This window comes from Sphingomonas sp. DG1-23 (assembly GCF_030730875.1).
Taxonomy (GTDB): domain Bacteria; phylum Pseudomonadota; class Alphaproteobacteria; order Sphingomonadales; family Sphingomonadaceae; genus Sphingomonas.
This window is the reverse complement of record NZ_JAVAMA010000016.1, coordinates 16,944-41,903: the sequence shown is the minus strand read 5'-3', so window position 1 is coordinate 41,903 and position 24,960 is coordinate 16,944. Positions and strand designations below refer to the sequence as shown.

General features: G+C 65.9%; 23 protein-coding genes. 9 read left to right on the top strand and 14 right to left on the bottom strand.

Going from position 1 to position 24,960, the window contains the following annotated elements; genetic code table 11:
* Positions 1-79 precede the first annotated feature (79 nt).
* On the top strand, positions 80-1,315 hold the full coding sequence (locus Q9Q95_RS20540; RefSeq protein ID WP_306099032.1) for an MFS transporter: 1,236 nt from the start codon (positions 80-82) through the stop codon (positions 1,313-1,315).
* Between the two features lie 88 nt (positions 1,316-1,403).
* Here Q9Q95_RS20540 and Q9Q95_RS20535 read toward each other — a convergent pair whose 3' ends face one another.
* The 6 genes from Q9Q95_RS20535 to pheS all read right to left on the bottom strand — a co-directional run bounded on the left by Q9Q95_RS20535 (position 1,404) and on the right by pheS (position 8,727).
* The gene (locus Q9Q95_RS20535; protein ID WP_306099031.1) at positions 1,404-2,981 is read right to left on the bottom strand and encodes a peptide chain release factor 3; all 1,578 of its coding nucleotides are present in this window, start codon (positions 2,979-2,981) and stop codon (positions 1,404-1,406) included.
* A gap of 152 nt (positions 2,982-3,133) precedes the next feature.
* Positions 3,134-4,012 carry an aldose 1-epimerase family protein gene (locus tag Q9Q95_RS20530; protein WP_306099030.1) on the bottom strand — a complete coding sequence of 293 codons (879 nt, stop codon included), beginning with the start codon at positions 4,010-4,012 and terminating at the stop codon, positions 3,134-3,136.
* 3 nt (positions 4,013-4,015) lie between these two features.
* Positions 4,016-4,762, bottom strand: coding sequence for an SDR family NAD(P)-dependent oxidoreductase (locus tag Q9Q95_RS20525; protein WP_306099029.1), 747 nt, complete (start codon positions 4,760-4,762; stop codon positions 4,016-4,018).
* A gap of 3 nt (positions 4,763-4,765) precedes the next feature.
* Positions 4,766-5,176, bottom strand: coding sequence for a hypothetical protein (locus Q9Q95_RS20520; RefSeq protein ID WP_306099028.1), 411 nt, complete (start codon positions 5,174-5,176; stop codon positions 4,766-4,768).
* Between the two features lie 4 nt (positions 5,177-5,180).
* Entirely contained in the window at positions 5,181-7,547 is a 2,367-nt protein-coding gene (gene pheT / locus Q9Q95_RS20515) for a phenylalanine--tRNA ligase subunit beta (protein WP_306099026.1), read from the bottom strand.
* Positions 7,548-7,650: 103 nt separating this feature from the next.
* Positions 7,651-8,727, bottom strand: a complete 1,077-nt coding sequence (pheS, locus tag Q9Q95_RS20510; RefSeq protein ID WP_306099025.1) for a phenylalanine--tRNA ligase subunit alpha — start codon at positions 8,725-8,727, stop codon at positions 7,651-7,653.
* A gap of 186 nt (positions 8,728-8,913) precedes the next feature.
* Here pheS and Q9Q95_RS20505 point away from each other — a divergent pair, with 186 nt between their 5' ends.
* Positions 8,914-9,747, top strand: a complete 834-nt coding sequence (locus tag Q9Q95_RS20505; protein WP_306099024.1) for a bifunctional 2-polyprenyl-6-hydroxyphenol methylase/3-demethylubiquinol 3-O-methyltransferase UbiG — start codon at positions 8,914-8,916, stop codon at positions 9,745-9,747.
* On the opposite strand, the gene Q9Q95_RS20500 is transcribed toward Q9Q95_RS20505, so the two are convergent.
* Together Q9Q95_RS20500 and Q9Q95_RS20495 are read right to left on the bottom strand one after the other, a co-directional pair.
* Positions 9,748-10,365: a LysE family translocator gene (locus Q9Q95_RS20500; RefSeq protein ID WP_306099023.1), complete on the bottom strand. Its 618-nt coding sequence runs from the start codon at positions 10,363-10,365 to the stop codon at positions 9,748-9,750.
* Between the two features lie 16 nt (positions 10,366-10,381).
* Positions 10,382-11,794 carry a M20/M25/M40 family metallo-hydrolase gene (locus Q9Q95_RS20495; protein WP_306099022.1) on the bottom strand — a complete coding sequence of 471 codons (1,413 nt, stop codon included), beginning with the start codon at positions 11,792-11,794 and terminating at the stop codon, positions 10,382-10,384.
* A gap of 349 nt (positions 11,795-12,143) precedes the next feature.
* On the opposite strand from Q9Q95_RS20495, the gene Q9Q95_RS20490 reads away from it, so the two are divergent.
* The gene (locus tag Q9Q95_RS20490) at positions 12,144-12,743 is read left to right on the top strand and encodes a helix-turn-helix domain-containing protein (RefSeq protein ID WP_306099021.1); all 600 of its coding nucleotides are present in this window, start codon (positions 12,144-12,146) and stop codon (positions 12,741-12,743) included.
* 19 nt (positions 12,744-12,762) lie between these two features.
* On the opposite strand, the gene Q9Q95_RS20485 is transcribed toward Q9Q95_RS20490, so the two are convergent.
* Both Q9Q95_RS20485 and Q9Q95_RS20480 read right to left on the bottom strand, forming a co-directional pair.
* Complete coding sequence (locus tag Q9Q95_RS20485; protein ID WP_306099020.1) at positions 12,763-13,068, bottom strand: hypothetical protein; 306 nt, start codon at positions 13,066-13,068, stop codon at positions 12,763-12,765.
* A gap of 95 nt (positions 13,069-13,163) precedes the next feature.
* Positions 13,164-13,454, bottom strand: a complete 291-nt coding sequence (locus Q9Q95_RS20480; RefSeq protein WP_306099019.1) for a hypothetical protein — start codon at positions 13,452-13,454, stop codon at positions 13,164-13,166.
* A 582-nt stretch (positions 13,455-14,036) separates the two neighbouring features.
* On the opposite strand from Q9Q95_RS20480, the gene Q9Q95_RS20475 reads away from it, so the two are divergent.
* The 5 genes from Q9Q95_RS20475 (at position 14,037) to Q9Q95_RS20455 (ending at position 20,109) form a co-directional block, all read left to right on the top strand.
* Positions 14,037-14,675 carry a hypothetical protein gene (locus Q9Q95_RS20475; protein ID WP_306099018.1) on the top strand — a complete coding sequence of 213 codons (639 nt, stop codon included), beginning with the start codon at positions 14,037-14,039 and terminating at the stop codon, positions 14,673-14,675.
* A gap of 223 nt (positions 14,676-14,898) precedes the next feature.
* Positions 14,899-15,639, top strand: a complete 741-nt coding sequence (locus tag Q9Q95_RS20470) for a hypothetical protein (protein WP_306099017.1) — start codon at positions 14,899-14,901, stop codon at positions 15,637-15,639.
* 123 nt (positions 15,640-15,762) lie between these two features.
* Positions 15,763-16,563, top strand: coding sequence for a fimbria/pilus periplasmic chaperone (locus Q9Q95_RS20465; RefSeq protein WP_306099016.1), 801 nt, complete (start codon positions 15,763-15,765; stop codon positions 16,561-16,563).
* Positions 16,560-19,181, top strand: coding sequence for a hypothetical protein (locus Q9Q95_RS20460; RefSeq protein WP_306099015.1), 2,622 nt, complete (start codon positions 16,560-16,562; stop codon positions 19,179-19,181). Before Q9Q95_RS20465 ends, Q9Q95_RS20460 begins: the two co-directional genes overlap by 4 nt.
* Before the next feature lie 7 nt (positions 19,182-19,188).
* The gene (locus Q9Q95_RS20455; protein WP_306099014.1) at positions 19,189-20,109 is read left to right on the top strand and encodes a hypothetical protein; all 921 of its coding nucleotides are present in this window, start codon (positions 19,189-19,191) and stop codon (positions 20,107-20,109) included.
* 229 nt (positions 20,110-20,338) lie between these two features.
* Here Q9Q95_RS20455 and Q9Q95_RS20450 read toward each other — a convergent pair whose 3' ends face one another.
* The gene (locus tag Q9Q95_RS20450; RefSeq protein ID WP_306099013.1) at positions 20,339-21,286 is read right to left on the bottom strand and encodes a cell wall hydrolase; all 948 of its coding nucleotides are present in this window, start codon (positions 21,284-21,286) and stop codon (positions 20,339-20,341) included.
* A 139-nt stretch (positions 21,287-21,425) separates the two neighbouring features.
* Positions 21,426-22,565 (bottom strand): tRNA guanosine(34) transglycosylase Tgt, encoded by a 1,140-nt coding sequence (gene tgt / locus Q9Q95_RS20445; protein WP_306099012.1) that lies wholly within the window; start codon positions 22,563-22,565, stop codon positions 21,426-21,428.
* 151 nt (positions 22,566-22,716) lie between these two features.
* Here tgt and Q9Q95_RS20440 point away from each other — a divergent pair, with 151 nt between their 5' ends.
* Complete coding sequence (locus Q9Q95_RS20440) at positions 22,717-23,349, top strand: cupin domain-containing protein (protein WP_306099011.1); 633 nt, start codon at positions 22,717-22,719, stop codon at positions 23,347-23,349.
* A 12-nt stretch (positions 23,350-23,361) separates the two neighbouring features.
* On the opposite strand, the gene Q9Q95_RS20435 is transcribed toward Q9Q95_RS20440, so the two are convergent.
* Together Q9Q95_RS20435 and Q9Q95_RS20430 are read right to left on the bottom strand one after the other, a co-directional pair.
* Entirely contained in the window at positions 23,362-24,036 is a 675-nt protein-coding gene (locus tag Q9Q95_RS20435; protein WP_306099010.1) for an HAD-IA family hydrolase, read from the bottom strand.
* Positions 24,029-24,946 carry a cation diffusion facilitator family transporter gene (locus Q9Q95_RS20430; protein ID WP_306099009.1) on the bottom strand — a complete coding sequence of 306 codons (918 nt, stop codon included), beginning with the start codon at positions 24,944-24,946 and terminating at the stop codon, positions 24,029-24,031. Before Q9Q95_RS20430 ends, Q9Q95_RS20435 begins: the two co-directional genes overlap by 8 nt.
* Positions 24,947-24,960 lie beyond the last annotated feature (14 nt).

Genomic DNA, 24,960 nt, shown 5'->3' with positions numbered 1-24,960 from the left:
AAGCGGTGCGCAACGAATGAACTTCCGGTTACCTTCACCCTCCCGCCCGGCTTCGCCGAGCGGGCCCCTCCCTCTCCCGATGGGAGAGGGGAAGTACCCCGCCATCGTCCTCGCGATGCTGCTGCTCGTCTACACCTTCAACTTCCTCGACCGGCAGATCCTGAGCATTCTCGCTCAGCCGGTGAAGAAGGATCTCGGGCTCGACGATGCGCAGCTGGGCATGCTCGGCGGGCTCGCCTTCGCGGCGCTTTATTCGACGCTGGCGATCCCGCTGGCCCTGCTTGCCGACCGGACCAGCCGGACATGGGTGATCACGATTTCGCTCGGCGTGTGGAGCGCGTTCACCGCGCTCTGCGGGTTTGCGCAGAACTTCGCCCAGATGTTCCTGTTCCGATTGGGCGTCGGGGTGGGCGAGGCCGGCGGCGTGGCGCCTAGCTATGCCTTGATCTCGGACTATTTCCCGCCCGGGAAGCGCGCGCGGGCGCTGTCGATCTATTCGCTCGGCATTCCTCTGGGAGCCGCCGGCGGCGTGCTGCTCGGCGGCTATATCGCGCAGAATGTCGAATGGCGAACGGCGTTCATCGCGGTCGGGCTGGCGGGCGTGGCGATCGCGCCGATCTTTCGCCTCGTCGTTCGCGATCGCCCGCGCGTCCCGGCTTCCGTCGATCAGGTCCCGGTCGCGCGGGTGTTCGGCATTCTCGCTGCCAAACCCGGCTTCTGGCTGATGGCGTTCGGCGCGGCGGCGGGATCGATGTGCGGCTATGGCGTCGCCTTCTGGCTGCCGAGCCTGATGCAGCGCAGCTTCGGGCTGACCTTGGTGGAGACCGGCCAGTTCTTCGGCGCATTGCTGCTGACCGGGGGCGTCGCGGGCATCTTGCTCGGCGGCTGGCTCGGCGACCGGCTCGGCGCGCGAAACCGTCGCTGGTACGCGCTGGCGCCGGCGATCTGCTATGTCGCGGGGGCGCCGTTGTTCGTCGCGGGCGTCCTATCGAGCAGCTGGCCACTGGCATTCGCGTTGTTTCTGCTCCCGCAGGCTTTGGTCTATGTATGGCTCGGCCCGGTGCTCACCGCCGTCCAGCATCTCGTTCCGGCGCATATGCGCGCCACGGCGTCGGCGAGCTTCCTGCTGATCAACAATCTGATCGGGCTGGGGCTTGGCAGCTGGGCGATCGGATCGCTGTCGAAGGCGCTCGCCCCGACCTACGGCGACGAGGCGCTGCGCTATGCGATCGCCGCGGGGCTGGGCCTGTATGTCGCCGCGGGCGCACTGATGGCGCTGGCGAGCCGGTTCCTGGCGCGCGATTGGGTGGAGTGATCTCCGTGCTCCTGCGAAAGCAGGAGCCCAGGGTTCATAAGCGACGTCCTTTGTAACCTGGCCCCTGCTTTCGCAGGAGCACGGCGTCCTACCGCTCCCTGGTCGCCGCGAACTTCACCTTCGAATAGCGGTCAGCGATATAGCCGACTTCCCATGCCGATTTGGCGAGGAACACCGGGTTGCCGTCGCGGTCCTTGGCCATCGCGCCGCGGTTGAGCGCCATGAACTCGTCAAGGTCCTTGGGATTCTCGCTCGAAACCCAGCGCGCCGTCTCGAACGGCGCGGGCTCGAGCCCTGCCGCGACCTTGTATTCGGCATCGAGCCGGCTGAGCAGCACGTCGAGCTGGAGCTGGCCGACCACGCCGATGACCCAGTTGGAGCCGATATCGGGATAGAAGACCTGCGTCACGCCCTCCTCGGCCATGTCGTCGAGCGCCTTGCGGAGCTGCTTGGTCTTGGTCGGATCCTTGAGCACGACGCGGCGGAGGATTTCGGGCGCGAAATTGGGCAGGCCGGTGAAGCGCACATCGGCGCGCTCGGACAGCGTGTCGCCCACCCGCAGCGTGCCGTGATTGGGGATGCCGATGATGTCGCCGGGATAAGCCTCGTCGGCGAGCTCGCGTTCGCGCGCGAAGAACAGGATCGGCGAGTGGATCGCGATCGGCTTGCCATGCCCGCTGGGTGTCAGCTTCATGCCGCGCTTGAAGGTGCCCGAGCACAATCGCATGAACGCGATGCGATCGCGGTGATTGGGATCCATATTGGCCTGGACCTTGAACACGAAGCCGGTGACTTCGTCGCGCGAGGGCTCGACCGGCGCGGGTTCGGCCGGCTGGGCCCGCGGCGGCGGCGCGAAGCCGGCGAGCGCCTCGATCAGCGAATCGACGCCGAACTCCTTGAGTGCCGAGCCGAAATAGACCGGAGTCAGGTCGCCGTGGCGGTAGGCCTCGGGGTCGAATTCGGGATAGCCGGCCTGGCCGAGCTCGACATCCTCGCGCAGCTTGGCGAGGTTGTCGGCGCTCAGGATCGCGTCGAGTTGCGGATCGTCGAGCCCGGTCGTCTGGATCACCTTGCCCTGGAATTCGCGGCTATTGCCCTCGGGAAGCAGCAGGCGCTTGGTGGCGAGGTCGTAAATCCCCTCGAAATTGCCGCCCATGCCGACCGGCCACGTCATCGGGGTGACGTCGAGCGCGAGAAGGTTCGCCACTTCGTCGAGGATGTCGAACACCTCGCGGCCCTCGCGGTCGACCTTGTTGACGAAGGTGATGATCGGGACGTTGCGCAGCCGGCAGACCTCGAACAATTTCCGGGTCTGGCTCTCGATGCCCTTGGCGACGTCGATCACCATCACCGCCGAGTCGACCGCGGTCAGCGTGCGATAGGTGTCCTCGCTGAAATCCTCGTGGCCCGGGGTGTCGAGCAGGTTGAAGGTCACCCCTTCCCGCTCGAAGGTCATGACGCTCGACGTGACCGAGATGCCGCGCTGCTGCTCGATCTTCATCCAGTCCGAGCGCGCGCGCCGCGCCGCGCCGCGCGCCTTGACCTCGCCAGCCAAGTGGATCGCGCCGCCGAACAGCAGCAATTTCTCGGTCAGCGTGGTCTTGCCGGCGTCGGGGTGCGAGATGATCGCGAAGGTACGGCGGTCGTTGATATGGTCGGAAGGCATCGCGGCGCTCTAGCGGGTTAATACCCCATCGTCACCCCGGCCGAAGTGCCGGGGTCCACCGGGATACCGGGCGAAATGTACGAACCCCTTGCTGCTCGCGGGAGGCAGAGTGGACCCCGGAACAAGTCCGGGGTGACGGAAACATTGAGCAATCAACCCGCCAGCGTCACCTGCATGCTGAAGGTGCGCGACTCGCCGGGCGCGAAGCGGAGGATGCCGGGCTTGTCCCAGATCTCGCCGGCGAAGCCGATCGGGTCGGCGATGCCGTGCCACGGCTCGATGCAGACGAAGCGCGCTCCGGGCCTGGTCCAGATGCCCAGCTTCGGCATGCCGGCGAAGGCGATATCCAGCGCCGGGCCATCGCCGCCGTCATAGCGCAGCGACTCGCTTTCGAGACTGTCCCAGACGAGCGCATCGCGCGCAAACAGTTCGTCGTCGAGCTTCAGCGCGCGGCCGTCGAGCGGGCTGGGCCATGTCTCGGGCGCGATCCAGCCGCCGAGCACGATCGCAGACAGGTCCGCCGGCTCGTCCTTATCGAACAGGATGCGATGCTCGGCCCGTGGGCGACCGAACGGCAGCGGCCACGCGAAGGCGGGGTGGAAGCCGAAGCTGGCGGGCATGTCGCGATCGCCGGCGTTGGTCACCCTGATGTCTGTCGCCAGCGTCGCGCCGCTCACCGTGAATGCCGCGTCGAGGGTGAAGGCGAAGGGGTAGACTGCGCGCGTATCTGCACTGTCGGTCAGGCGGAACACCGCGCGGTCGGCGGATTGCTCGATCAGCGCGAACGCCTGCCGCCGGGCAAAGCCGTGCTGGGGCAGCGGATATTCCTTGCCGTCCAGCCGGTATTTGTCGTCCATCAGCCGCCCGACGATCGGGAACAGCAAAGGCGCGCGGCCGGCCCAGAAAGCAGGATCGGCGTCGGTCATCAGCTCCCGCCCGTCGGCGTCGCGAAGCGATGACAGTTCCGCCCCGAACAGATTGATCGCGGCAGCCAACTCCGCGCTGGCGATCTCGATCCACGGCTCCGCCATCGCTCAGCCCTCGCGGTGGACGAGGAAGGGCGACCAGGCCTGGTTGACCGGCATCAGTTCTATCGCATTGATGTTGAGGTGCGGCGGCTGCTCGGCGACCCACAGCATCGCTTTGGCGATATCCTCTGCAGTCATCGGATTCACCCCGGTGTAGATCTTGTCCGAAGCTTCCTGGCTGCCGGTGCGCACCAGGCTGAACTCGGTCTCGACCATGCCCGGCTCGATCGAACAGACCCGCACCCCGGTACCGATCAGGTCCGAGCGCAGATTGAGGCTGAACTGGCGGACGAAGGCCTTGGTCGCGCCATAGGCATTGCCGCCGGGATAGGGATAGTTGGCCGCTACCGACGACAGGTTGATGATCGCGCCCTTGCGCGCCACCAATTGCGGCAGGAGCTTGTGGGTGATCGAGACCAACGCGGTGATGTTGGTGTCGATCATCGTCGTCCAGTTGGACAGGCTGGCCTGCTGCGCCGGCTCGAGGCCGAGCGCGAGGCCGGCATTGTTGATCAACAGGTCGATCTCGCCGAACGGTGCGGGAAGCGACGCGAGCGCTTCGTCGCGCGCCGCCTCGTCGCGGATGTCGAAGGCGAGGGTGTGGACGCGATCCGCACCCATGTCCGCCGCAAGCGCGTCGAGCCGTTCCTTGCGGCGCCCGGTGGCGACGACATGCCAGCCCGCAGCGGCGAAGGCGCGAACCGACGCCTCGCCGATGCCTGCGGTCGCGCCGGTGATGAGAACGGTGGGCATGTTTCAGATCTCCTCGATGCTGCGCGGCTCGCCGAGATGCCAGCGCTCCCCGTCATATCTGTCTTCGTGATCGCCATATTGGACGAGCGTTCCCGCCGGCGCGCCGAGCTCCGGCATGTGCAGCCGGATCAGCGCCCGCGCACCGTCGACATCGGTGGCATCGACGTCGAGAATGCACGAGACGATCTCGTCCTCGCCTTCCTCATCGGATTCGAACTCCACATTGCGATAGAGCGTGCCACCGCCGACGCTGCAGCCGAGCCCGGCGAGCCGAAGTTCGGCGTCGATATGGATGCTGAAGCGATAGTGGCGATCGAACGGGTCGAGGTCCCCGGGGACGACCACGGTCATGATCTCATAGACGTCCGGGTCCTCCATCTTCTCGCGAAGACCGTGGAGGAACCGTTCGATCACGCGATCAGCCCCGCAAGCTCGCGCCGAGCCTGGCGGCAGCAGCGACCACCTTGTCGGCGACGGCCTTGAGCTCGACGTCGGTGAAGCTCTTCTCGCCCGGCTGGAGCGTCACTTCGACCGCGAGGCTCTTCTGCCCCTCGGGCACGCCGGTGCCGGTGAACAGGTCGAACAGCCGCGCATCGACGATGGCCGTCTTGTCGGCGCCCTTCACGGTGCGGACGAGATCGCCCGCCGCCAGCTCCGCCGGCACGAGGAAGGCGAAGTCGCGCGTGACGGCCTGTAGCGCCGGGGGCGTGTAAGCGGGGCGCATGAAACCGGCACTGCGCTTTGCGGGCAGTGCATCGACGTAGATCTCGATTGCGGCGACGTCGCCATCGAGGTCGAAGGCCTTGAGCACCGACGGATGCACCATGCCGAATGCGGCGAGCACCGTCTTGGGCCCCAGCCGCAACGTCGCCGATTGGCCGGGGTGATAGACCTGGCCGGCTTCGCCCATCACCTGCAGGTTCGCCACCGGCGCGCCGGCGGCTTCGAGCAGCGCGAGTGCTTCGGCCTTGGCGTCGAACGCGCCGAAGGGCTGCCCCTTGCCGCTCTTCCAGTCGCGCGGGCCAGCCGAGCCGGCGAGCACCACCGCAAGCGTGAGGCTCTCTTTGTCGGCGAGATAGCGGCGGCCGATCTCGAACAGCCGGACTCCGGTCGCGCCGCGCTTCGCATTGCGCCCGGCCGCGGCGAGCAGGCCGGGCAGCAGCGACGGGCGCATGACCTTCATGTCCTCGCTGATCGGGTTGGCGAGGCTCCACGCCCCGCCGCCGAACGGCGCTGCCTCGGCTTCGGAGATGAAGCTCCAGGTCACCGCTTCGTTGAGCCCGCGCGCCGCCGCGGTGCGGCGTAGCTTGCGTTCGAGTTTCTGCTCGGCAGTGGCGGTCGGGCGTGCGACGCCGGGCACGCGATCGAGCGGAGTCGAGGGCACCTTGTCGATGCCCTCGATGCGGATGACTTCCTCGACGAGGTCGGCGGGCCCATCCACGTCGCGGCGCCAGCTCGGCACGGTGACGTTCCAGCCACCGTCGACGACGAAGCCGAGGCTTTCGAGGATCGCCTTCTGCCGATCGGCGGGCACTGCGAGGCCGCCCAGCGTCTCGGCGCGTTGCGGATCGTAGCGATAGCTGCGCGCTTCGGTCGGGGCCTGCCCGGCGCAGGTGACCTCGCTCGCGCTGCCGCCGCACAGATCGACGACATAGCGCGCCGCAATCGCGATGCCGTCTCCGAGGAATGCCGGATCGACGCCGCGCTCGAAGCGCGAACGCGCGTCGCTGGTCAAATTGAGCTTCTGCCCCGTCCGGGCGATATGGTCGGGATCGAAAAAGGCGCATTCGATCACCACGTCGGTGGTCGCTTCGGACACGCCGGTATCCTCGCCGCCCATGATCCCGCCGATATCGTGGACGCCGGTGTCGTCGGCGATCACGGTGACGCTCTCGTCGAGCGTATAGGTCTTCTCGTTGAGCGCGAGCACCTGCTCGCCCGGCTTCGCCTTGCGCACCACCAACGCGCCGGAGAGCTTCGCCTTGTCATAGACGTGCAGCGGACGGCCCAGATCGATCATCACATAATTGGTGATGTCGACCAGCGCCGAGATCGGACGCTGGCCGATTGCCTTGAGGCGACGCTGCATCCAGTCGGGCGAAGCGCCGTTGGTCACGCCGGTGACGGTCTGGCCGAAATAGGCCGGGCAACCCTCGGGGGCTTCAATCCGTACTTCCGGTCCGGCGCCACTGGTGGCGACCGGATCGACCTTGAGCGGCTTGAGCGATCCGAGCCCGGCGGCGGCGAGATCACGGGCGATGCCGCGCACGCCCATGCAGTCCTGCCGGTTGGGGGTGATCGAGACGTCGATCACCGCGTCGTTGAGCCCGGCATAATCGGGATAGGATTTGCCGATCGGGGCGTCGGCGGGAAGCTCGATGATCCCTTCATGATCGTCGCCGAGCTCGAGCTCGCGCGTCGAACACATCATGCCGTTCGACTCGACACCGCGTACCGCGGCGACCTTGAGCTGCATGCCGTTGGCGGGGACCACCGCGCCGGGAAGCCCGAGCACGCCGACCAGCCCGGCACGCGCATTGGGCGCTCCGCACACGACCTGCAGCGGCGCACCTTCGCCGGTATCGACGGTGAGGACTTGCAATTTGTCGGCTTGCGGGTGGCGCTCGGCGGTGAGCACTTTCGCCACGCGGAATGCGGCGAGCTTCTCGCCCGGATTCTCGACGCCTTCGACTTCGAGGCCGACGCGAGTCAGCGTCTCGACGACTACGTCGAGCGAGGCGGTCGTTTCGAGATGCTCCTTGAGCCAGTTCAGCGTGAACTTCATTTCGCAATATCCGTCGCCCCGGCGGAAGCCGGGGTCTTGATGAGGCCAGGCGCAGTGCGCGCCACGCGGAGATCCCGGCCTGCGCCGGGATGACGGCTGTGGGTCATGCGCCTACGCCCCCGGACAAGGTCGGCACGTCGAGCGCCGAGAAGCCGTAATGCCTGAGCCAGCGCAGGTCGCCGTCGAAAAAGGCGCGCAAATCGTCCATTCCGTATTTGAGCATCGCGAGGCGATCGACGCCGGTGCCGAAGGCGAAGCCCTGCCATTCGTTCGGATCGAGGCCGCAAGCCGCGATCACCTTGGGATGCACCATCCCCGAACCCAGCACTTCCATCCAGCCTTCCGAGCCGCCGATCACCCGCTTGCCGTTGACCACCGAATAGCCGACATCGACTTCGGCCGAAGGCTCGGTGAACGGGAAATAGCTCGGGCGCAGGCGGAGCACGATATCGTCACGCTCGAAGAATGCCTTGAGGAAGGTCTCCAGCGTCCATTTGAGATGGCCGAGCGTGATTCCCTTGTCGATCACCAGACCTTCGATCTGATGGAACATCGGCGTGTGCGTCGCATCCGAGTCGGAGCGATAGACCCGGCCGGGCGCGATGATCCGGATCGGCGGTTTCTGCGCCATCATCGTGCGGATCTGCACCGGGCTGGTATGGGTGCGCAGCACCATCGGCTGGTCGTGCTCGCCGGCCAGATAGAAAGTGTCGTGCATCGCCCGCGCGGGATGGCTTTCGGGGATGTTGAGCGCCGTAAAATTGTGCCAGTCGTCCTCGATCTCGGGGCCGGTGGCGACCGCGAAGCCCAGATCAGCGAAGATCTCGGCGAGCTCGTCCATCACCTGGCTGACCGGATGCACCGAACCCGGGGCGACGCCGTCCACCGGCAGCGTCATGTCGAGCGTCTCCGCGGCGAGTCGCGCGTCGAGCGCCAGCCGTTCCAGCGCAGCCTTGCGCTCGGCCAGCGCCGCAGTCACTGCCTCGCGCAGGCCGTGGATGCGCGGGCCCTGTTCCTGCCGCTCCTCGGGGCTCATTCCGCCCAGCGTCTTGAGGAGGCCGGTGACCGCGCCCTGCTTGCCGAGCGCATGGACGCGCAGCGCCTCGACGGCGTCGAGCCCCGCCGCGGCCTGGATCGAGGCGAGCAGATCGCCGCGCAATTGTTCGAGATCGGTGGTCATGGATTTCCGTTCATGGTGCGAAGAGGCTCGAACCCCAGAGTGCGGGCGAGGTCAACCCTCCGGCGCGAGATTCACGCGCCCGCGCGATCCGTCGCGGGCGCGGGGCAGGACGACGCAGCGCCGCTTCTCTCGCCTCGCAAGTCGTGAGACGCAGGGCGCGAAGTATTGCGTAAGGAAAATGCCGCCATGTTGCAGCGCGCGCAGCTGGAGACGATCGATTGTCCGTGTTGCGACGGCGACGAGCATGATCATTGGGCGTCCGAGAACGGGTATAATGCTGTAAAATGCGTCGGTTGTGGCACGGTCTACATTCGTCAGCGCCCGCGTTGCGAAGAAATTTCTGCGGCGGCGCGCGACGGCGTCCACCCGACCGACGAGGGCGTGCTCGACCAGCGACTCCACCGCCAGGGTTGGAAGGTGCCCTTTTATGCTGGCATCGTCCGCCGCTTCTTCGAGGGCGAGAAGGGTCTCAGCTGGCTCGATGTCGGTGCGGGCAATGGCGAGTTCGTCGAGGCGGTGCGGCGCGCGCTCCCCGACGCCGAAGCGATGGGCATCGATCCGATGGAAGTGAAGGTCGCGCGCGCGCAACAACGCGGCGTACCGATCACTGCACAGACACTCGAGGAAGTGACCGGCCGCTACGATGTGATCTCGATCATCAACGTCTTCTCGCACATCCCCGACTTCCAGCATTTCGGCGGGCTGATTCGCGCGCGCCTCAAGCCCGGCGGCTCGCTGTTCATCGAGACCGGCAATGGCGGCGATCTGCCCTCGCGCGCCGACTATCCCGGCGAGTTGCTGTTGCCCGACCATCTGGTCTTCTCGGGGATAGAGCAGATGAAGCAGACGCTGGGCAGGCTGGGCTTCGGGCGGATCGAGCATTTCAGCCGCCGCACCGATCATCCGCTCTGGGCAGCCAAACAGATGGTGAAGAGCGCGCTCAAGGCGAAACCGCGCGTGTTCGTCCCATGGACGCGCAAGTTCCGCACCATATTTTATCGGGCGTATCTGGACGCCTGACTATACGCGACTGCCGAGCAGCGCGCCGCCGAAGCCGATGAACATCATGCCCGTCGCGCGGTTGAACAATTTCTGGCGATTGGCCGGCGCCAGCCAAGCCGCGAGCGAGCGTCCGCCCAGCGCATAGACGCCGTACCAGAATCCTTCGATCACCACGAAGCTCGCCACCAATATCGCCAGCTGGCTCCAGAACGGCCGGTTCATGTCGATGAACTGCGGAAACAGCGCCGCGGCGAAGATGATCAGCTTGGGATTGGACAGGCCGGTGGCGAGCCCGGTCGCGTAGAGCGCGTGCGCCGAGCGACGCGTGTGCGGATCGCGTGCCGCGGTGCCCACCGGCGCGCGCCACGCCTTGATCCCCAGCCAGACGAGATAGGCGACGCCGGCATAGCGCAATATGTCGTACAAGGCCGGCGATGCCTTGAGCAATGCGCCGAGCCCGGCGGCGGAGGCGAGCAGGCACAGCAACACCGCGCTCATCAGCCCGGCCATCGAAAACAGCGCGCGGCGCGGGCGGTGATGGATGCTCTGTACCATCACGTGGAGCATATTGGGTCCCGGCGTTCCTGCGATCAGGAACACCGCAGTGACGTAGAGCCACCAGGTCTGCATCGCCATTGCTCTGCCCTTTCGATCAGGTCGTTGCGGTCTCCGGCCTGTCCGCGGATGCCATCGCGCCCAGCCCGTCGAGGATGCGCACCCATGACCGGACGCCCTTGTGGAAGCTGTTGAGGTCGTATTTCTCGTTGGGCGAGTGGATATTGTCGTCGTTGAGCGCGAAGCCCACCATCACGCTGTCCATCCCGAGGATCGACCGGATCGAATTGACCACCGGGATCGAGCCGCCGCTGGCGAGCAATGCCGACTTGCCCCATTCGGCGTCGAGCGCGGCGCGGGTCGCGGCGAGCGGCGGGCTGTCGCTCGCGAGGCTGATCGCGCGCGATCCGCCGCGGACGTTGAACTCGGCGGTGCAGTCGGCCGGCAGGCGATCGCGGACATGCGCCTCGAATGCGTTCCACACCTGGTCGGGGTCCTGATCGCCGACCAGCCGGAAGCTGACTTTCGCATGCGCCTCGGCAGGGATGACGGTCTTGAATCCCTCGCCGGTATAGCCGCCCCAGATGCCGTTGATCTCGGCGGTCGGGCGCGCCCAGCTCTGCTCGAGCACGCCGATTCCTGCCTCGCCGGCGGGAACGCTCAGGCCGACATCGCCGAGGAACTGCTTCGAGTCGAAGCCGAGCGCGTCCCAGCTCGCCTGGACGTCCGCGCTGAGCGGATGCACGCCGTCGTAGAAGCCGGGCAGCCTGACACGGCCGTCGGCACCCTTGAGCTCGGCGAGAATGTTGGTCAGCACCTGGATCGGATTGCGGGCCGGTCCGCCATAGAGGCCCGAATGCAAGTCGCGCGACGGGCCGCGGACGGTCACCTGCCCGCCGGCCATGCCGCGCAGTCCGATGGTGAGGCCAGGCGTCGCGGTGTCCCACATCGAGGTGTCGCAGATCAAAGCGAAATCGGCGCGCAGCTCGTCGGCATTGGCGTGGAGGAACGGTTCGAGGCTCTCCGAGCCCGATTCCTCCTCACCTTCGAACAAGATGGTGACGCGTACCGGCAGTCTGCCCGCGGTCTCCTTCCACGCGCGGCAAGCCTCGATAAAGGTGCGCAGCTGGCCCTTGTCGTCCGAGGCGCCACGCCCGACGATCGCCCTGGAGCCGTCGGCGCGCGTCTCGAGCACCGGATCGAACGGATCGCGCTTCCAGAGTTCGAGCGGATCGACCGGCTGGACGTCATAATGACCATAGAACAGCACGTGCGGCCCGTCGCCGTCGTGATGCGCGACCACCATCGGGTGTCCCGGTGTCGGCGCGACGCGCGCGGCGAAGCCGAGCGCAGTCAATTCGTCGGTCAGCATTTGCGCGGCGGCGCGGCATTGTTCGGCATAGGCCGGATCGGTGGAGATCGAAGGCACGCGCATCAGCGCGAACAGGCGATCGAGACTGTCGTCGAGATGGCTCTCGACATAAGCGAGCGCGGTTGCGGAGTCGGTCATCGCCGAGCGCTAGCCCTGCCGCGTCAACGGGGCAAGAGACGGCGCCGCGCCGCCCACTGCTCAACCTTCAATAAATCGTTACCAGAAATTAACCAATTATTAAATAATTAAGTATAGTTTAGTACTTAAAGGTACTGGTTTCACACTTGCGTCCGCGATCATAATGGCGGATTGTGTCTAATAAGAAACGAATGTCGAAAGGCGTTCCTATCTTCAGACGGGTAGTGGCTTACAGTGACTCAAGTTGCGTCAGGATTGCCCAAGGCGGCATATAGTGAATTTGCCCAGCCCGGTGCGGCTGTCGACAAATCGGCTGACGAACGCGCGAACAACTTCGGGAGCCGCTTTCGTGCCGGCCGCTAGCGACTCGATCGCCCGGCTGCTGCGCGATTGCGAAGCGCGCCTCGTCGAGAGCCGGCGCAGCGTGGACGATGCGCTCGAGCTGGTAAGGCGTGCATCGGGCCTGGCGCAGGCGCCGTCGGAAGGCGAGACGCCTGCGCTTCAGGCGGTGCTCGATTCGCACCGCGACGAACTGGTCGGTCTGGTCCTTTCGGCGCTCGAGCAGAGCGGCAGGACGCGCGAGACGCGAACCGATTATCTCAATTCGCTCGTCTATCGCGAAGAGGAGAACCAGTATCGCGTCGGCCGGCGCCAGGTCGGCCTGACCGAATCGGAGAAGCGGGTACTCGACCTGCTCTGGCAGGCGATGCCCCAGCCGGTCTCACGCCGGCACATCCATCAGGCGCTCTATGCGGATGGCGAGCAGGCGACGATCGGGACGATCGACGTGTTCGTCTCCAATCTTCGTCAGAAGCTCAAGCTGGCCAGCGGCGGCCGGGACTTCATCCAGTCGGTGCGCGGCCAGGGCTGGGCGCTCAAGGCCGATTTTTGCCGCAGCCGTCCGCACAGCGACGGCGCCACCGTCGAGGACAGCCGCCAGCGCGCCTGAAACCCAGGCCTTGTGAGACTCAGGCCTTGCCGCCGCGGACCAGCTGGAGCTGGAAGCGGGGCCGGGAACCGCTGCGATGCGCCTGATCGAACCCTTCGGCATAATCGCGAATCCGCGCGCCCAGTGCGGCAGCTACCGCCGGATGGCGCTGGAGGGGGCTCGCGGCGATGTCGCCGAGCGCGTGGAGGCGGCGGGCCGCGGCGTCGGTTTCGAGCAGGCCCAGATTGACGAGGTCGACATAGATGGAGGAAGCGAGCAGCGCCTGCGCCTCGATCAGCGTTTCGACGATCTCGCCGAGATCTTCGGGATGAACGGGCGTTTCCATGCCGCAAATTAGAAGCCCTTCCGGAAGCCGCGCAACGGATTCCGGAAGGGCAGCAGGTTCAATCCGGGACAGTCGGACGCGGACGCCCGCTATTCTCAGGCGGTTTCGAGGTTGAATTCGAGCCGGTCGGTGTCGAACCCGGCGGCGCCGGGCTCGGCGAAGATCTCGCGATCGCGGATCTGCGGGCCGGATGCGCGCCCGATCACGGCGCGGCCCGAGCCGTCGAGCACGACGCGCTCCTCACCGACCGCGACCACTGCGCCCTTCATCGATCCGGGCGCATAGTTCACCACCAAAGCGTAACCGCCGGGCGAATTGCAGAATTCGCGCAGCTCGCCGAGGCGATAGCCGGCGCCGGCCGCGCTGATCGCGCTCTGATGGCTCACGGTGCAGATTACCGGCACGGTCAAGCGGATGTTGAACGTGCCCGTAGCAGTGGATTCCGCGCCCGCGGCGGATCCGCACAACAGCAGGAGTACCGCAGAGTATTTGGGTAGAGATCTGATCGGCATCGTTACACCCGTTGCTGTCTGATCAGGCCTGATCTCATGCCCCGTTGAAAATATGATTGATACGGAAGGTTAATGATCTAAGAATGTATCAACGACAGGGGCAAAGAGACCGTTCCTAAATGGTCCACGATCTGCGGCGAGGCGTTGGTTCGACTCGACGGGCTGCCGAGTCGCGACAGGTGGATGGGTCCTGATCGGGCTTTTTCGCCTGCCATCGGTCGTTGCCTGCGTAAAAAAATACGCACTTAAACGGTTGGAAACATTCCGGAAAACTCCCGATGTGCGCATCCGGGACGAGTTAACCACTTAATTCGATCGACTTCTTGCCCGCTAAAACCTTATTAAAGTTTTAACGATGGACGGGGAGTTGAGGGTATGTGCTCCGGGGGGAGCCGCCCGCGCCATCCGCGAACCGAGAGCCTGCGCGCCCCTGGAGGCGCGCAGAAGAGCGGTTTGGTGGGTGCAGCGGCGGACTATTGGGTGAGCGCGGCACCGCAGGGCGCGCAGCGCGAAACATTTCCAGTCAGCTTTGCAGATCGACTCCGCGCATCGGTGCGTTCGCGTCTCGGCAGCGTGGCGCTCGGCGTCGCGCTTGTTCTCGGCGCGACCGCGGCGCCTGCCGCGGCGCAGGAGATCTCCAACGTCAAGTCGGTCGACATCGCGGTGCAGGGCAGCATTGTCCAGCGCTGCCAGATGGGCGCAATCCCGACCGCGGATTTCGGCGATCTGACTCGCCCGGGCAAGTCGGCCGCGGCCAAGGTCGCGCTCGACTGCAACATGCCGTTCACGATGCTGATCAAGGCGCAGAACGGCGCGCTCACCCATTCGGCCATGCCGCACGGCCAGGGTCCCTATGCGGGATCGGTTCCATACAGCCTCGACATCGAGCTGCCGGTGCGGCGCCCGACCACCGAGATGATCTCCAAGGTGTTCGAGGGGCGTTCGCTGACCGGCGGCCAGGCCATTTCGAGCGCCGGCGGCATCGCCGTCGACGGGCTGTTGCTGCGGCTCAGCCTCGGCAGCGTTTCCAGCGAGGCGGGGCTTCTTGCCGGTCAATATGGTGAAGTGATCGAGATCACCATCGCGCCGAATTAATATTCAAAAATAAAACCTAAAATAACGGGTCGAGTTAAGGTCGGCACTGGTTCAATCTAGTGAAGATCAAATGCCATCATTGTTGTTTCTCTATTGAAGCAATAGTGGTTAACGCAAACTAAATAATTGTTGAACGTTTGCGGATACTTGTTAAATATCAACCGTCGGTGAACGACTCGGCAATAATGCCGGGGGGCGCCGAACCAGAAGTGGGGATTTGCACATGAAGAAGCTTCTCTCGGCAGCCGCTGTCGCGCTGCTCTCGACCGCCGGCGTCGCGCAGGCCAACGACATCGCGTTCTCGGGTCAGACCCCGGGCATCTTTGGCGGCACCACCGATCACTCGTCGCTGCTCGGCTACGGCATCGGCCTCGCCCTCAGCGGCGGCGTCGGCTACAACCAGTGGGGTCTGAACGACGGCAACACGCAGACCGCGTCGCCGACCGTCACCAACACCTGGCTGATCAAGGGCACCGTCACCAAGGATTGCTCCTATTACGGCGGCAGCAGCACCTCGCACACGCTCGACTTCGGCACGATCGGCGTGAACACCAACTCGAACACCAACGTGAACAGCGCGTTCGAGATGGTTTCGCCGGCCAGCGCCGTCGTCAACTCGACCACCGCGGGCTGCAACTTCAACAACACCGTGACGCTGACCAAGGCGAACGGCGCGCAGGGTCTGCGTAACCTCGCGGCTGGCGGCTATGACAGCAACCAGTTCCAGGCGAACATCCCCTACTCGGTCGGCGCCAGCTTCACCGCCACCACCAACACCTCGGCCGGTGCCGTCGGCAGCCCGCTGACCGTGACCGCCGCCGAAGGCGACGCGTCGAAGGTCTGGACCGGTGGCGCATGGCGCTCGGACATGACCCTGACGATCAACGCGCCGAACCCGACCGGCAAGGCGCTGGTCGCCGGCAACTACTCGGACACGCTGACCGTCGAGCTCAAGGCTCTCTGATCCAGCAAGTCCGGCAGTAATGTCGACTTAAGGAAGGGGGAGGAGACAATCCTCCCCCTTTTGAGTATTGCGTAAGAATGCGTGCGTAGTTCGCGCGTAGTCATAGGGGTGGGGGCCTCGCCAGTGTATAGCAGTTTCCAGCGGACGGCCGTCCGTTCGGCCATTGTCGCGACCGCGCTGGTCGCCGGTGCCGCCACGGTTTACGCGATGCGCGTTTCGCCGATGATCGTCGAGATGACCACTACGGGCAGCGATTCGGTCGCGCGCGTGGAAGTGCAGAATCTCAACGCGGGCAAATTGCCGTTCGAGACCCGTATCACCCGCCTCAATTTCGACGAGAATGGCGTGCCGAGCGAAACGCCCGCCGATGCCGATTTCATCGTCTTCCCGCCGCAGGGCATGCTGCCGCAGGGCGCGCGCCAGGTCGTCCGTCTGCAATGGGTCGGCGGCGCCGAGATCCCGACCTCGCAGGCCTATTATTTGTCGGTGAACCAGCTCCCGATTCCCGCCGATCCGACGACAGGCGCGCAGGCTGCGCAGGTGCAGGTGGTCTATCACATGAAGGCGCTGATCGTGGTCGCGCCGCCGAACGCCCAGCCCAATGTCGCGGCGGCTTCGGTGAAGACGATCGACTATCAGCCGCCCGCCGCGAAGCAGGGCGATCCGCTGCCGCCCAAGGTGCCCGGCGTCGAGATCGTCATGAAGAATACCGGGCGTCGCCACGCGATGATGTCGGCGCTCAAATGGGGGCTCGAGGGCAAGGATGTCGCCGGCAAGCCGCTCAGGATCCTGATTTCCGAAGAGGAACTCAACCGCATCGTCGGCAGCGGCTATGTCGCCGGCGGCGGCGGCACGCGCGTCTTCCGCCTGCCGCTCGTCAAGGCGTTCGGCCCGGGACCGATCAACGTCAAGTTCCTGAAATGAAGCGCGGCAGGCTGCTCAGCGCGACGGCATGGTTCTGCCTCACCGGCGGAACCGCCGCGGCGCAGGTTTCTGTGCCGTTGCCGCGCACGCAGCCTGCGCCGCAGACCACGCCGCCGACATCGGCGCCCCCGCAGAGCACGACGGTGCCTTTGCCCGGCGCCAGGCCCGACATCGACGCGCTGCCCGTGGTCGGGCAGACGGGCACCGCGGCGCTGCCGATCGGCAAATATGGCCGTCCCGACATCAACCCGTACGATCGCGACATGGACCTGACCGTGCCGCTGCTGTTCAAGCAGCGTGCGCTCGGCGATATGCCGATCCGGCTCACCTATGACGATCGCCTACTGGCCGAGCGCAAGCCGTTCGAAGGGCTGATCGGTCCGCTGCTCAATCCCGAGGCGCGCGACCAATTGCTGAAGGCGGCGGCGGGCAAGGAACGGCTCGAATCGGAAGATCTCAAACCGCTCGGCATCTCGTTCGAGTATGATCCGAGCAGCCTCGCGGTGGTGGTGCTGACGATCGATCCGTCGAAGCGCGCACTCGAGCAATTGTTCGCGCCGCCCAGCCCCGGCGACGAGAGCATCGATCTCGCACCGGCCGATTTCGCGGCGTTTCTCAACATCAACGGCTATTATGCCCGGGCCTGGGAAGGCACGTCCGCCAACGGCCCTCCCTCGATCGCGCTCAGCGGCGCGATGCGCTATGGCGGCGTGGTGCTCGAAGCCGATGGCCAGTTCGGCAATCAGGGCTTCAGCGGCGGATCCTATCGCTTCGATCGCAATTATGCGCGCTTCGTCTATGACGAGCCGACCGCGTATCGCCGCTGGTATCTGGGCGATCTAAATCCCGAAGTGCGCGGCCAGCAAGGCTATGTCCAGATCGGCGGCGTCGGCGTCAGCCGCCAGCGCCAGCGCTTCGATCCGTATCGTTCGTCGGTGTTGCAGGGCAATCGCCAGCTCGTGCTCCAGCGCGACGCGAGCGTCCGCATCCTGCGCAACGGCGTGCTGTATCGCGAGCTGCGGCTCGACGCAGGTTCGTACGATTTCAGCTCGCTGCCGCTGCTCGCGGGCAGCAACGACGTCCAGATCGAGGTCCGCGACAATAGCGGATCGGTCCAGTCGATCGCCTACAGCCAATATCTCGATCCGATCGATCTGGTGCCCGGCGATTTCGAATATGCCGCCTATATCGGGCCGACCAGCAACCGGTTCGGCCGTTCGCCCAATTATACCGGTCCGGTCGCCTTCTCGGGATTCTTCCGCAAGGCGTTCGTCGACGCGCCGGCGATCGGCGTCGGGCTGCAGGCAAGCGCGCAGGTCCAGACGCTGACCGGCCAGACCCAGTTCGTGCTCGGCGGCGGCTCGCGGCTGTTGCTCGACGGCGGCGTCAGCCATTCGCGCGAAGTCGGCGAAGGCTTTTCCACCGGAATCGGCTTCGACCAGCTGATCGATCGTGGCGGACTGGTCGATTCGGCCAGCATCCGCGCCGATTATCTGTCGCGGCATTATGCCTTTCTGTCTTCGCCGCGAGCCGACAATTCGAGCTCGATCACGATCAGCGGCCAATATACCCGCCAGATCAACCAGCGCCTGTCGGCGCTGATCACCGGCAGCTATCTCAAGAGCCGCAATCGCGGCGACAGCTATCGCATCGGCGCTTCGGCCAATTATTATTTCGACCGCCGCGTCAGCGTCCGCGCCGGTGTCGAATATTCGAAGTTCGATACCACGATCGGGCGTGGCCGCGGGCTCGGATTCAACATCGCTTTGGTGTTCCAGCCCAGCTTCCGCGATCGTTTCGAGGCGCGCCACGAGAGCAGCACCGACACCAGCTCGCTCTCCTATCTCCACGCCTCGTCGAACCAGATCGGCAGCCTCGGCTATGGCGCGGTGGTCAGCCGCGACGACCGCACCGTCGCCGCGCAGGGCTTTGCCGACTATATCGCCAATCGCTTCGATGCGACCGTGAGCCATTCGAGCTATGGCCCCAATCTCGGCGGGTTCGGCCAGGTCAATGTCTCGTCGGTGCGCGTCGGCACCTCGATCGCCTTTGCCGACGGCGTCGTCGGCGTCGGACGCCGGGTCAACGACAGCTTCGCTTTGCTCTATCCGCACAAGAATCTGAAGGGGCACAGCGTCGTCGCCGGCCAGTCGCTGGTCAGCAGCGACTATATGAGCAAGAGCGGCACCTTCGGCGCGGCGGTCAACGGCTATCTCAACAGCTACGTCAACCAGCCGATCCAGTATGATGTCGAGAATCCGCCGGTCGGCTACGATACCGGTGCGGGCACGGTGCGGGTGAACCCGCCTTATCACAGCGGCTACAAGCTCAAGATCGGCACCGACGCATTCGTCAGCGCGGCGGGCGTGCTGACCTTCCCCGACGGCAAGCCGGTGGCGCTCGCCGGCGGGCGCGTCATCGCGCGCGACGGCAAGGACAAGGAGCCGCTTCCCTTCTTCACCAATTCGGTGGGGCGCTTCGCGATCCAGAATCTGCGCCCCGCGGCCGACTATCGCGTCGAACTCGGCGCAGGACCGACGGTGTTCGAGTTCAAGGTGCCGGCCGATACCACTGGTCTCGTCGATCTTAAAACTATAGTCCTGAAGCCGGCGAATTGAGGTGACCATGAAGACCCTGATTTCGGCCACTCTGGCAGCCGCTGCGGCGCTGGCGTCGAGCCCGGCATGGGCGCAGTCCGCGTCGGTCGCATCGCGCGCCGATTGCGCGCTCCGCATCGAGAGCGGCGCGAGCAACTGGATCATCCAGGGCTATGATCCCTTCGCGACCAACGTGCCGATCGCGACGTTCGACGTGGTGTTCAACAATGAAGGCGGCGCGGCCTGCGTGTTCGCTCCCGCCTTCGTGGTCGATCAGGAGCCGTTCGGTCTGGCGCGCGAGGGCAGCGCCGGACGCGTCACCTATACCTTGCTCGACCAATTCTCGAACAGCAACGCGACGCCGGTCTCGGGCCGCACGATCGCCCGCGCGACGCAGCGCCCGGTCGTCGTCCAGCCGCGGAGCCAGCAGCTGGTGCGCTTCCAGTTCGCGGCGAACGAGGACGGGCTGGTCGCCGACGGGCTCTACAGCCAGCGCGTGATGCTCGTTGCCGAGCAGCAGGGGCGTGGCGACCTGCTCGCCTCGCGCTCGTTCGTGCTCGGCGTCAACGTGTTGCCTTCGGCGGTGCTCGGATTGTCGGGCCAGTATCGCCGCAACGGCGGCCAGGCTTTGGTCGATCTCGGCGAACTGAGCGAAGGCGTCGCCAAGGTGCCGCTGCAGATGACCGTGGCGAGCACGCGCGCCTATCGGCTCGAATTCGCCTCGAAGAACAATGGCCTGCTCAAGATGGCCAATGCCGATTGGAGCGTGCCCTATCAACTGATGATCGGCGAGAGCACGCTCTCGCTGGCATCGACGGCGAACTATAATTCGGCAGGAACCGATCCGACGCGCGACGCACTGCCGATGCGCTTCGTGATCGGCAGCGTCGCGGGCAAGCGCGCCGGCCTCTACAGCGACCTCATCACGGTTTCGATCGCGCCGCGATGACTCGCTGATCTGTGGCGTAATCCTATGCGTGTCGCAGCTGGTGCCGGACGTTCCGGCGCTGCGCCCGCCGGTCCCGCTGTTTCCGATAGCTGTCGCGTGTCATTTCCCCCCGGATGACCAGGACGCGACAGCGCGGGCGCTCTCAATGCCCCATGCAACGAGAGCGCCCGCTTACCCTAAGAGACGGCGCTTGACGCGGGATTGACCAAGACGCGCGGGCGTCGCCCGTTCAGCGCAGCGGCTTGCCGCTGTCCTTCCATTTGTCGAGAATCTGCGAATCGGGCAGCGTCGCCTCCGCATAAGCGGCGGTCGGCGTGCCGCTCTCGGCATAGCCGGGCTGAACATCGCGTGCGGGCTCGCGGGGAGTGGCGGCGGGGACCGCAACCGGCGTGGCTGCGGAAGGCGCGGGAGCCGCAGCCATGTGCGGCGCGGGGATGGGCTCGCCGCCGCGATAGGGCTGGCGGAACGCCGCGGCCATTCCCCACCAGCCTTTCCAGCGATGGAAGAAATGCGCGCCGAACACCCCGGTCATCACGAGGCTGCGGTTCCACGACGGAGTCACCGCATAGGTGTGATAGTGCGTCGCCATGCCGACCGGCGCGAACACGCTGCCGGCGAGCGCCGCCCCGGCGACGCGCGCGGCACGATCCCATGCGGTGCGCGACGGAATACGCGCCATTGCGCCGTCGCAGGCGAAGCTGAACTGGCAGCCGCTTCTCTCGGAGCCCTGGAAGATCACGCCGCACACGGTGGCGGGGAAAGCGGGGTGCCGCACGCGATTGAGCACCACCTGCGCGACGGCGCGCTGGCCGTCATCGGGTTCGCTCGCCGCTTCGTAATAGATCGCCTGGGTCAGGCATTGGAGCGCGCGGGCATTGTCCGTGGCGCTGCCGGCAAGGCGGAACGGCGCGGCCGGCTGGATCGACGAATCGATGATCGCGTTTTCGGGGACCGGCAGATCGGGCAATGCGATCGTGCCGGTGGTGCCGGCTGCCATGGCGGCCTCGTCGGGAACTGCGGTATAGAAAGCTGCGCCGGGGAAATGATCTTCGGCTTCATAGCCGGTGACGACCGGCTTGGGGGCGGCGCCCGGCGCGTCGGGGCTCAGCGCCTGCGCGGAGAAACCGGCGCCGACGAGCGATACGATCGCCCCGGCGGTCAGCCCGCGCATCTGCATTCGAGTAAAACGCCGCCAGAACAAATCGCGTGCCTCGTGCGAGCCGATGGGCCCCGAAGGCACTCCATATATCGCCTAATCGTGAACAGGGCGCCCCCCGATTCTGCGGCGTCCCGGCGCGGAACAGAAGATGGTTAAGCTAAGCCTTGGGCGCGCTGCGATAGTCGCGGCGGAAGTCGTCGGCGAAGGCGGTGAGCCGGCCCTCGGCGATCGCGGCGCGCAGATCGGCCATCAATTGCTGGTAGAACCACAGATTATGCTCGGTCATCAGCATCGCGCCGAGGATCTCGCCCGCGCGGACGAGATGGTGGACATAGGCCCGGCTCCAGCCGGCGCAGGTCGGGCAGGCGCAAGCGGGATCGAGCGGGCCCTGATCCTCGGCGAACCTCGCGTTGCGGATGTTGATCGGGCCGGTGCGGGTGAACGCCTGGCCGGTGCGGCCCGAGCGGGTGGGAAGCACGCAATCGAACATGTCCACGCCGCGCTCGACCGCGCCGACGATGTCGTCGGGCTTGCCGACGCCCATCAAATAGCGCGGCTTGGCTGCATCGAGCTGACCGGGGGCGTAATCGAGCACCCCGAACATCGCCTCCTGCCCCTCGCCGACGGCGAGGCCGCCGATGGCATAACCATCGAAGCCGATATCGAGCAAGGCATCGGCCGATGCTTTGCGCAGGCCTTCGTCGAGCGCCCCTTGCTGGATGCCGAACAGGGCATTGCTCTCTGCATGCGCGCCGCCTGCGTCGAAGCCCGCGCGGCTGCGCTTCGCCCAACGCATCGAACGCTCCATCGCCGCCGCCTGAACCTCACGCGTCGACGTGGTCGGGACGAGCTCGTCGAATGCCATGACGATGTTCGAGCCGAGCAGCCGCTGGATCTCCATCGAGCGTTCGGGGCTGAGCATGTGGCGCGAGCCGTCGAGATGCGACTTGAAGACGATGCCTTCCTCGCTGCGCTTGGTCAGTTCGGACAGGCTCATCACCTGATAGCCGCCCGAATCGGTGAGAATCGGCCGGTCCCAACCCATGAATTTATGGAGCCCGCCGAGCTTGTGGACGCGCTCGGCGGTGGGGCGCAGCATCAAATGATAGGTATTGCCGAGCAATATGTCGGCGCCGCTCGCGCGCACGTCCTGCGGCTTGACTGCCTTGACCGTGGCGGCGGTGCCGACCGGCATGAAGGCGGGGGTGCGGATCTCGCCGCGCTGCATCGCGATGGTACCCTGCCGGGCCTTGCCGTCGGTCGCGTGGATGGTGAACTGGAAACGAGCGGTGGACATGGCGCGTTGCTGTGGCGCTTTCGTCGCAATGTGTCCATTCTCCCGCTCCCGTCGGGAGCGGGAAGGTGGGCAGGGTGAGGGCGAGCCGCTCACCCTCACCCTTCCGCCGGCTCTGTCCCTCTCCCGGTGGGAGAGGGTTTTTGGAGGAAGCATGCCGAACGAGGCCACCGAAAAGCTGCGCGAGATGGCGGTGCATCGCGGGTTCAAGCTGGTCGCGTCGCGGCGGCGCAAGCCCGGGGGCGATTTCGGCAAATATGGATTGAACGACGCAAAGGGCGAGCCGGTGTTCGGGGTGGGGGCGGACGGCCTCACCGCCAGCGCCGAGGCGATCGAGGAGTATCTGCGCGGCGCGACGAGCAATGCATGGAGCAAATCCGCGGGCTCCACGACACCGCGGCCGAAGCCCAAGGCCGAACCAAAGGCCAAAGCCGCGTCCAAACCCAGGCCGAAGCCACGCTTCAAGGTGAAGGTTGAGAATCTGCTCACCAGATTGCCGGCGGCGAAACGGGCGGAGGCATTCACCGAATTGCTCGCGCGCCCGGGCGTCCGCGTCGAGCGCATCGTCTCGCGCGGGCAGGCGACGCCCGAGGACGCGCCGATGGTGCAGGCGCAGGACGAATGGGTGCTGTTGCTCGAAGGCGCAGCGGGGCTTCGAATCGAGGATTCGAACGAAGTGGCGCTGCACGCCGGCGACCATGTCTGGATCGCCGCGGGGCAGAAGCATTGGGTGACATGGACTGCAAAGGACCGTCCGACGGTCTGGCTGGCGGTGCACCTCGATTGAGGAGCGAACGCGTCAGCCGCGATGCGTGGCGACGTAGTCGAGAATGTCCTGCGGCGCCCGAAACAAGGTGTCGGGCGCGTGCGCGGTGAGCACTGCCTCGCTGGCATAGCCCCATAAGACCGCGCCGGCGCGCATCCCCACCTCGCGCGCCGCGTCGATGTCGCGGGTCTCGTCGCCGATCGCCAGCGCTGCGCCGGCCGGGATCGCCATCTTCTTGAGCACGCGGCGGAATTTGGGGGCCTTGCCGAACAGTGAAGAGCCGCAGGCGTAGAGGTCGATCCGGGCGGCGTGTTGCTCGCCGAGGATCTTCCGCGCATTGGCTTCGGAATTGGAGGTGACGAGCGCGATCTTCACGCCGGTCTCCGCCAATTGCTCGAGCAGATCGGGCGTTCCGGGAAACAGCTCGATCTGATGCGCATTGAGGCCGACCAGCTTGCGCAGATGCCGCGCGATCAGCGGCATCTTCCAGCGCGAGATGCCGAGGAAATCGATCACTTCGCGCGAACTCCGGTGGCGCAGCATCTCGACCTCGTCGGGGGCGACGGTGCGGAAGCGGAAGCGGCGGGCGAGCTGATCGACCACCGACAGGAACCAGTCGCCGCTGTCGGACAAAGTGCCGTCGAAATCGAAGATCACCAGCCGGATCGGCGGGCCGTGGGTGCCGGTCGCGGGCGCCGTCTCAACCATGGGCGCGTCCGTGCATGCGGCATTCGGCGCCTTCGCCGAGCTCGATCTGGACGGTGATGTGATCGATGCGGAAATCATGCGCCAGCCGGTGCTGGAGATCGATCAGGAACGCGTCGCCGGGATGGCCGTCCGGCATCACGAGATGCGCGGTCAGCGCCGCTTCGGTGGTGCTCATCGGCCAGATGTGGAGATCATGGACACGCGCCACGCCGGGCAGCCCGGTCAGCGCGCGTTCGACGGCGTCGGCGTCGATTCCTTCGGGCACTGCCTGCAGCGCCATGGTCAGCGATTCGCGCGCAAGGCCCCAGCTGCTCCACAGGATCACCGCGACGATGATCAGGCTGATCGCCGGATCGATCCAGCGCGCGCCGGTGAGCAGGATCAGCGCGCCGCCGATCACCACGCCGGCCGAGACCGCGGCGTCGGTCGCCATGTGGAGGTATGCGCCGCGGATGTTGATGTCGTGCTTGCGCCCGCGCACGAACAGCAAGGCAGTCGACAGGTTGACGACGATGCCCACCGCCGCGACGATCATCACCACCTTGCCGGGGATCGCGGGAGGATCGGCGAAACGCTGTATCGCTTCCCAGCCGATCGCGCCGACCGCGACGAGCAGCAACACCGAATTGGTCAGCGCGGCGAGGATCGAGCTGCCGCGAAAGCCATAGGTGAACCGCTTCGGGGCGGGGCGCTTGGCGAGTTCGGCGCCGGCCCAGGCGACGAGCAGACCGAGCACGTCGGAGAGATTATGCCCGGCATCGGCGAGCAACGCGACCGAATCGGTCAGGAAGCCGGCAGCGCCCTCGACGGCCACGAACCCGATGTTGAGCGTGGCGCCCAAAGCGAAGGCGCGGCCGAAATCGGCCGGCCCGTGCGCGTGGTGATGATCGTGGTCGTGATGTCCCGCCATTGCAGCTGGTTTAG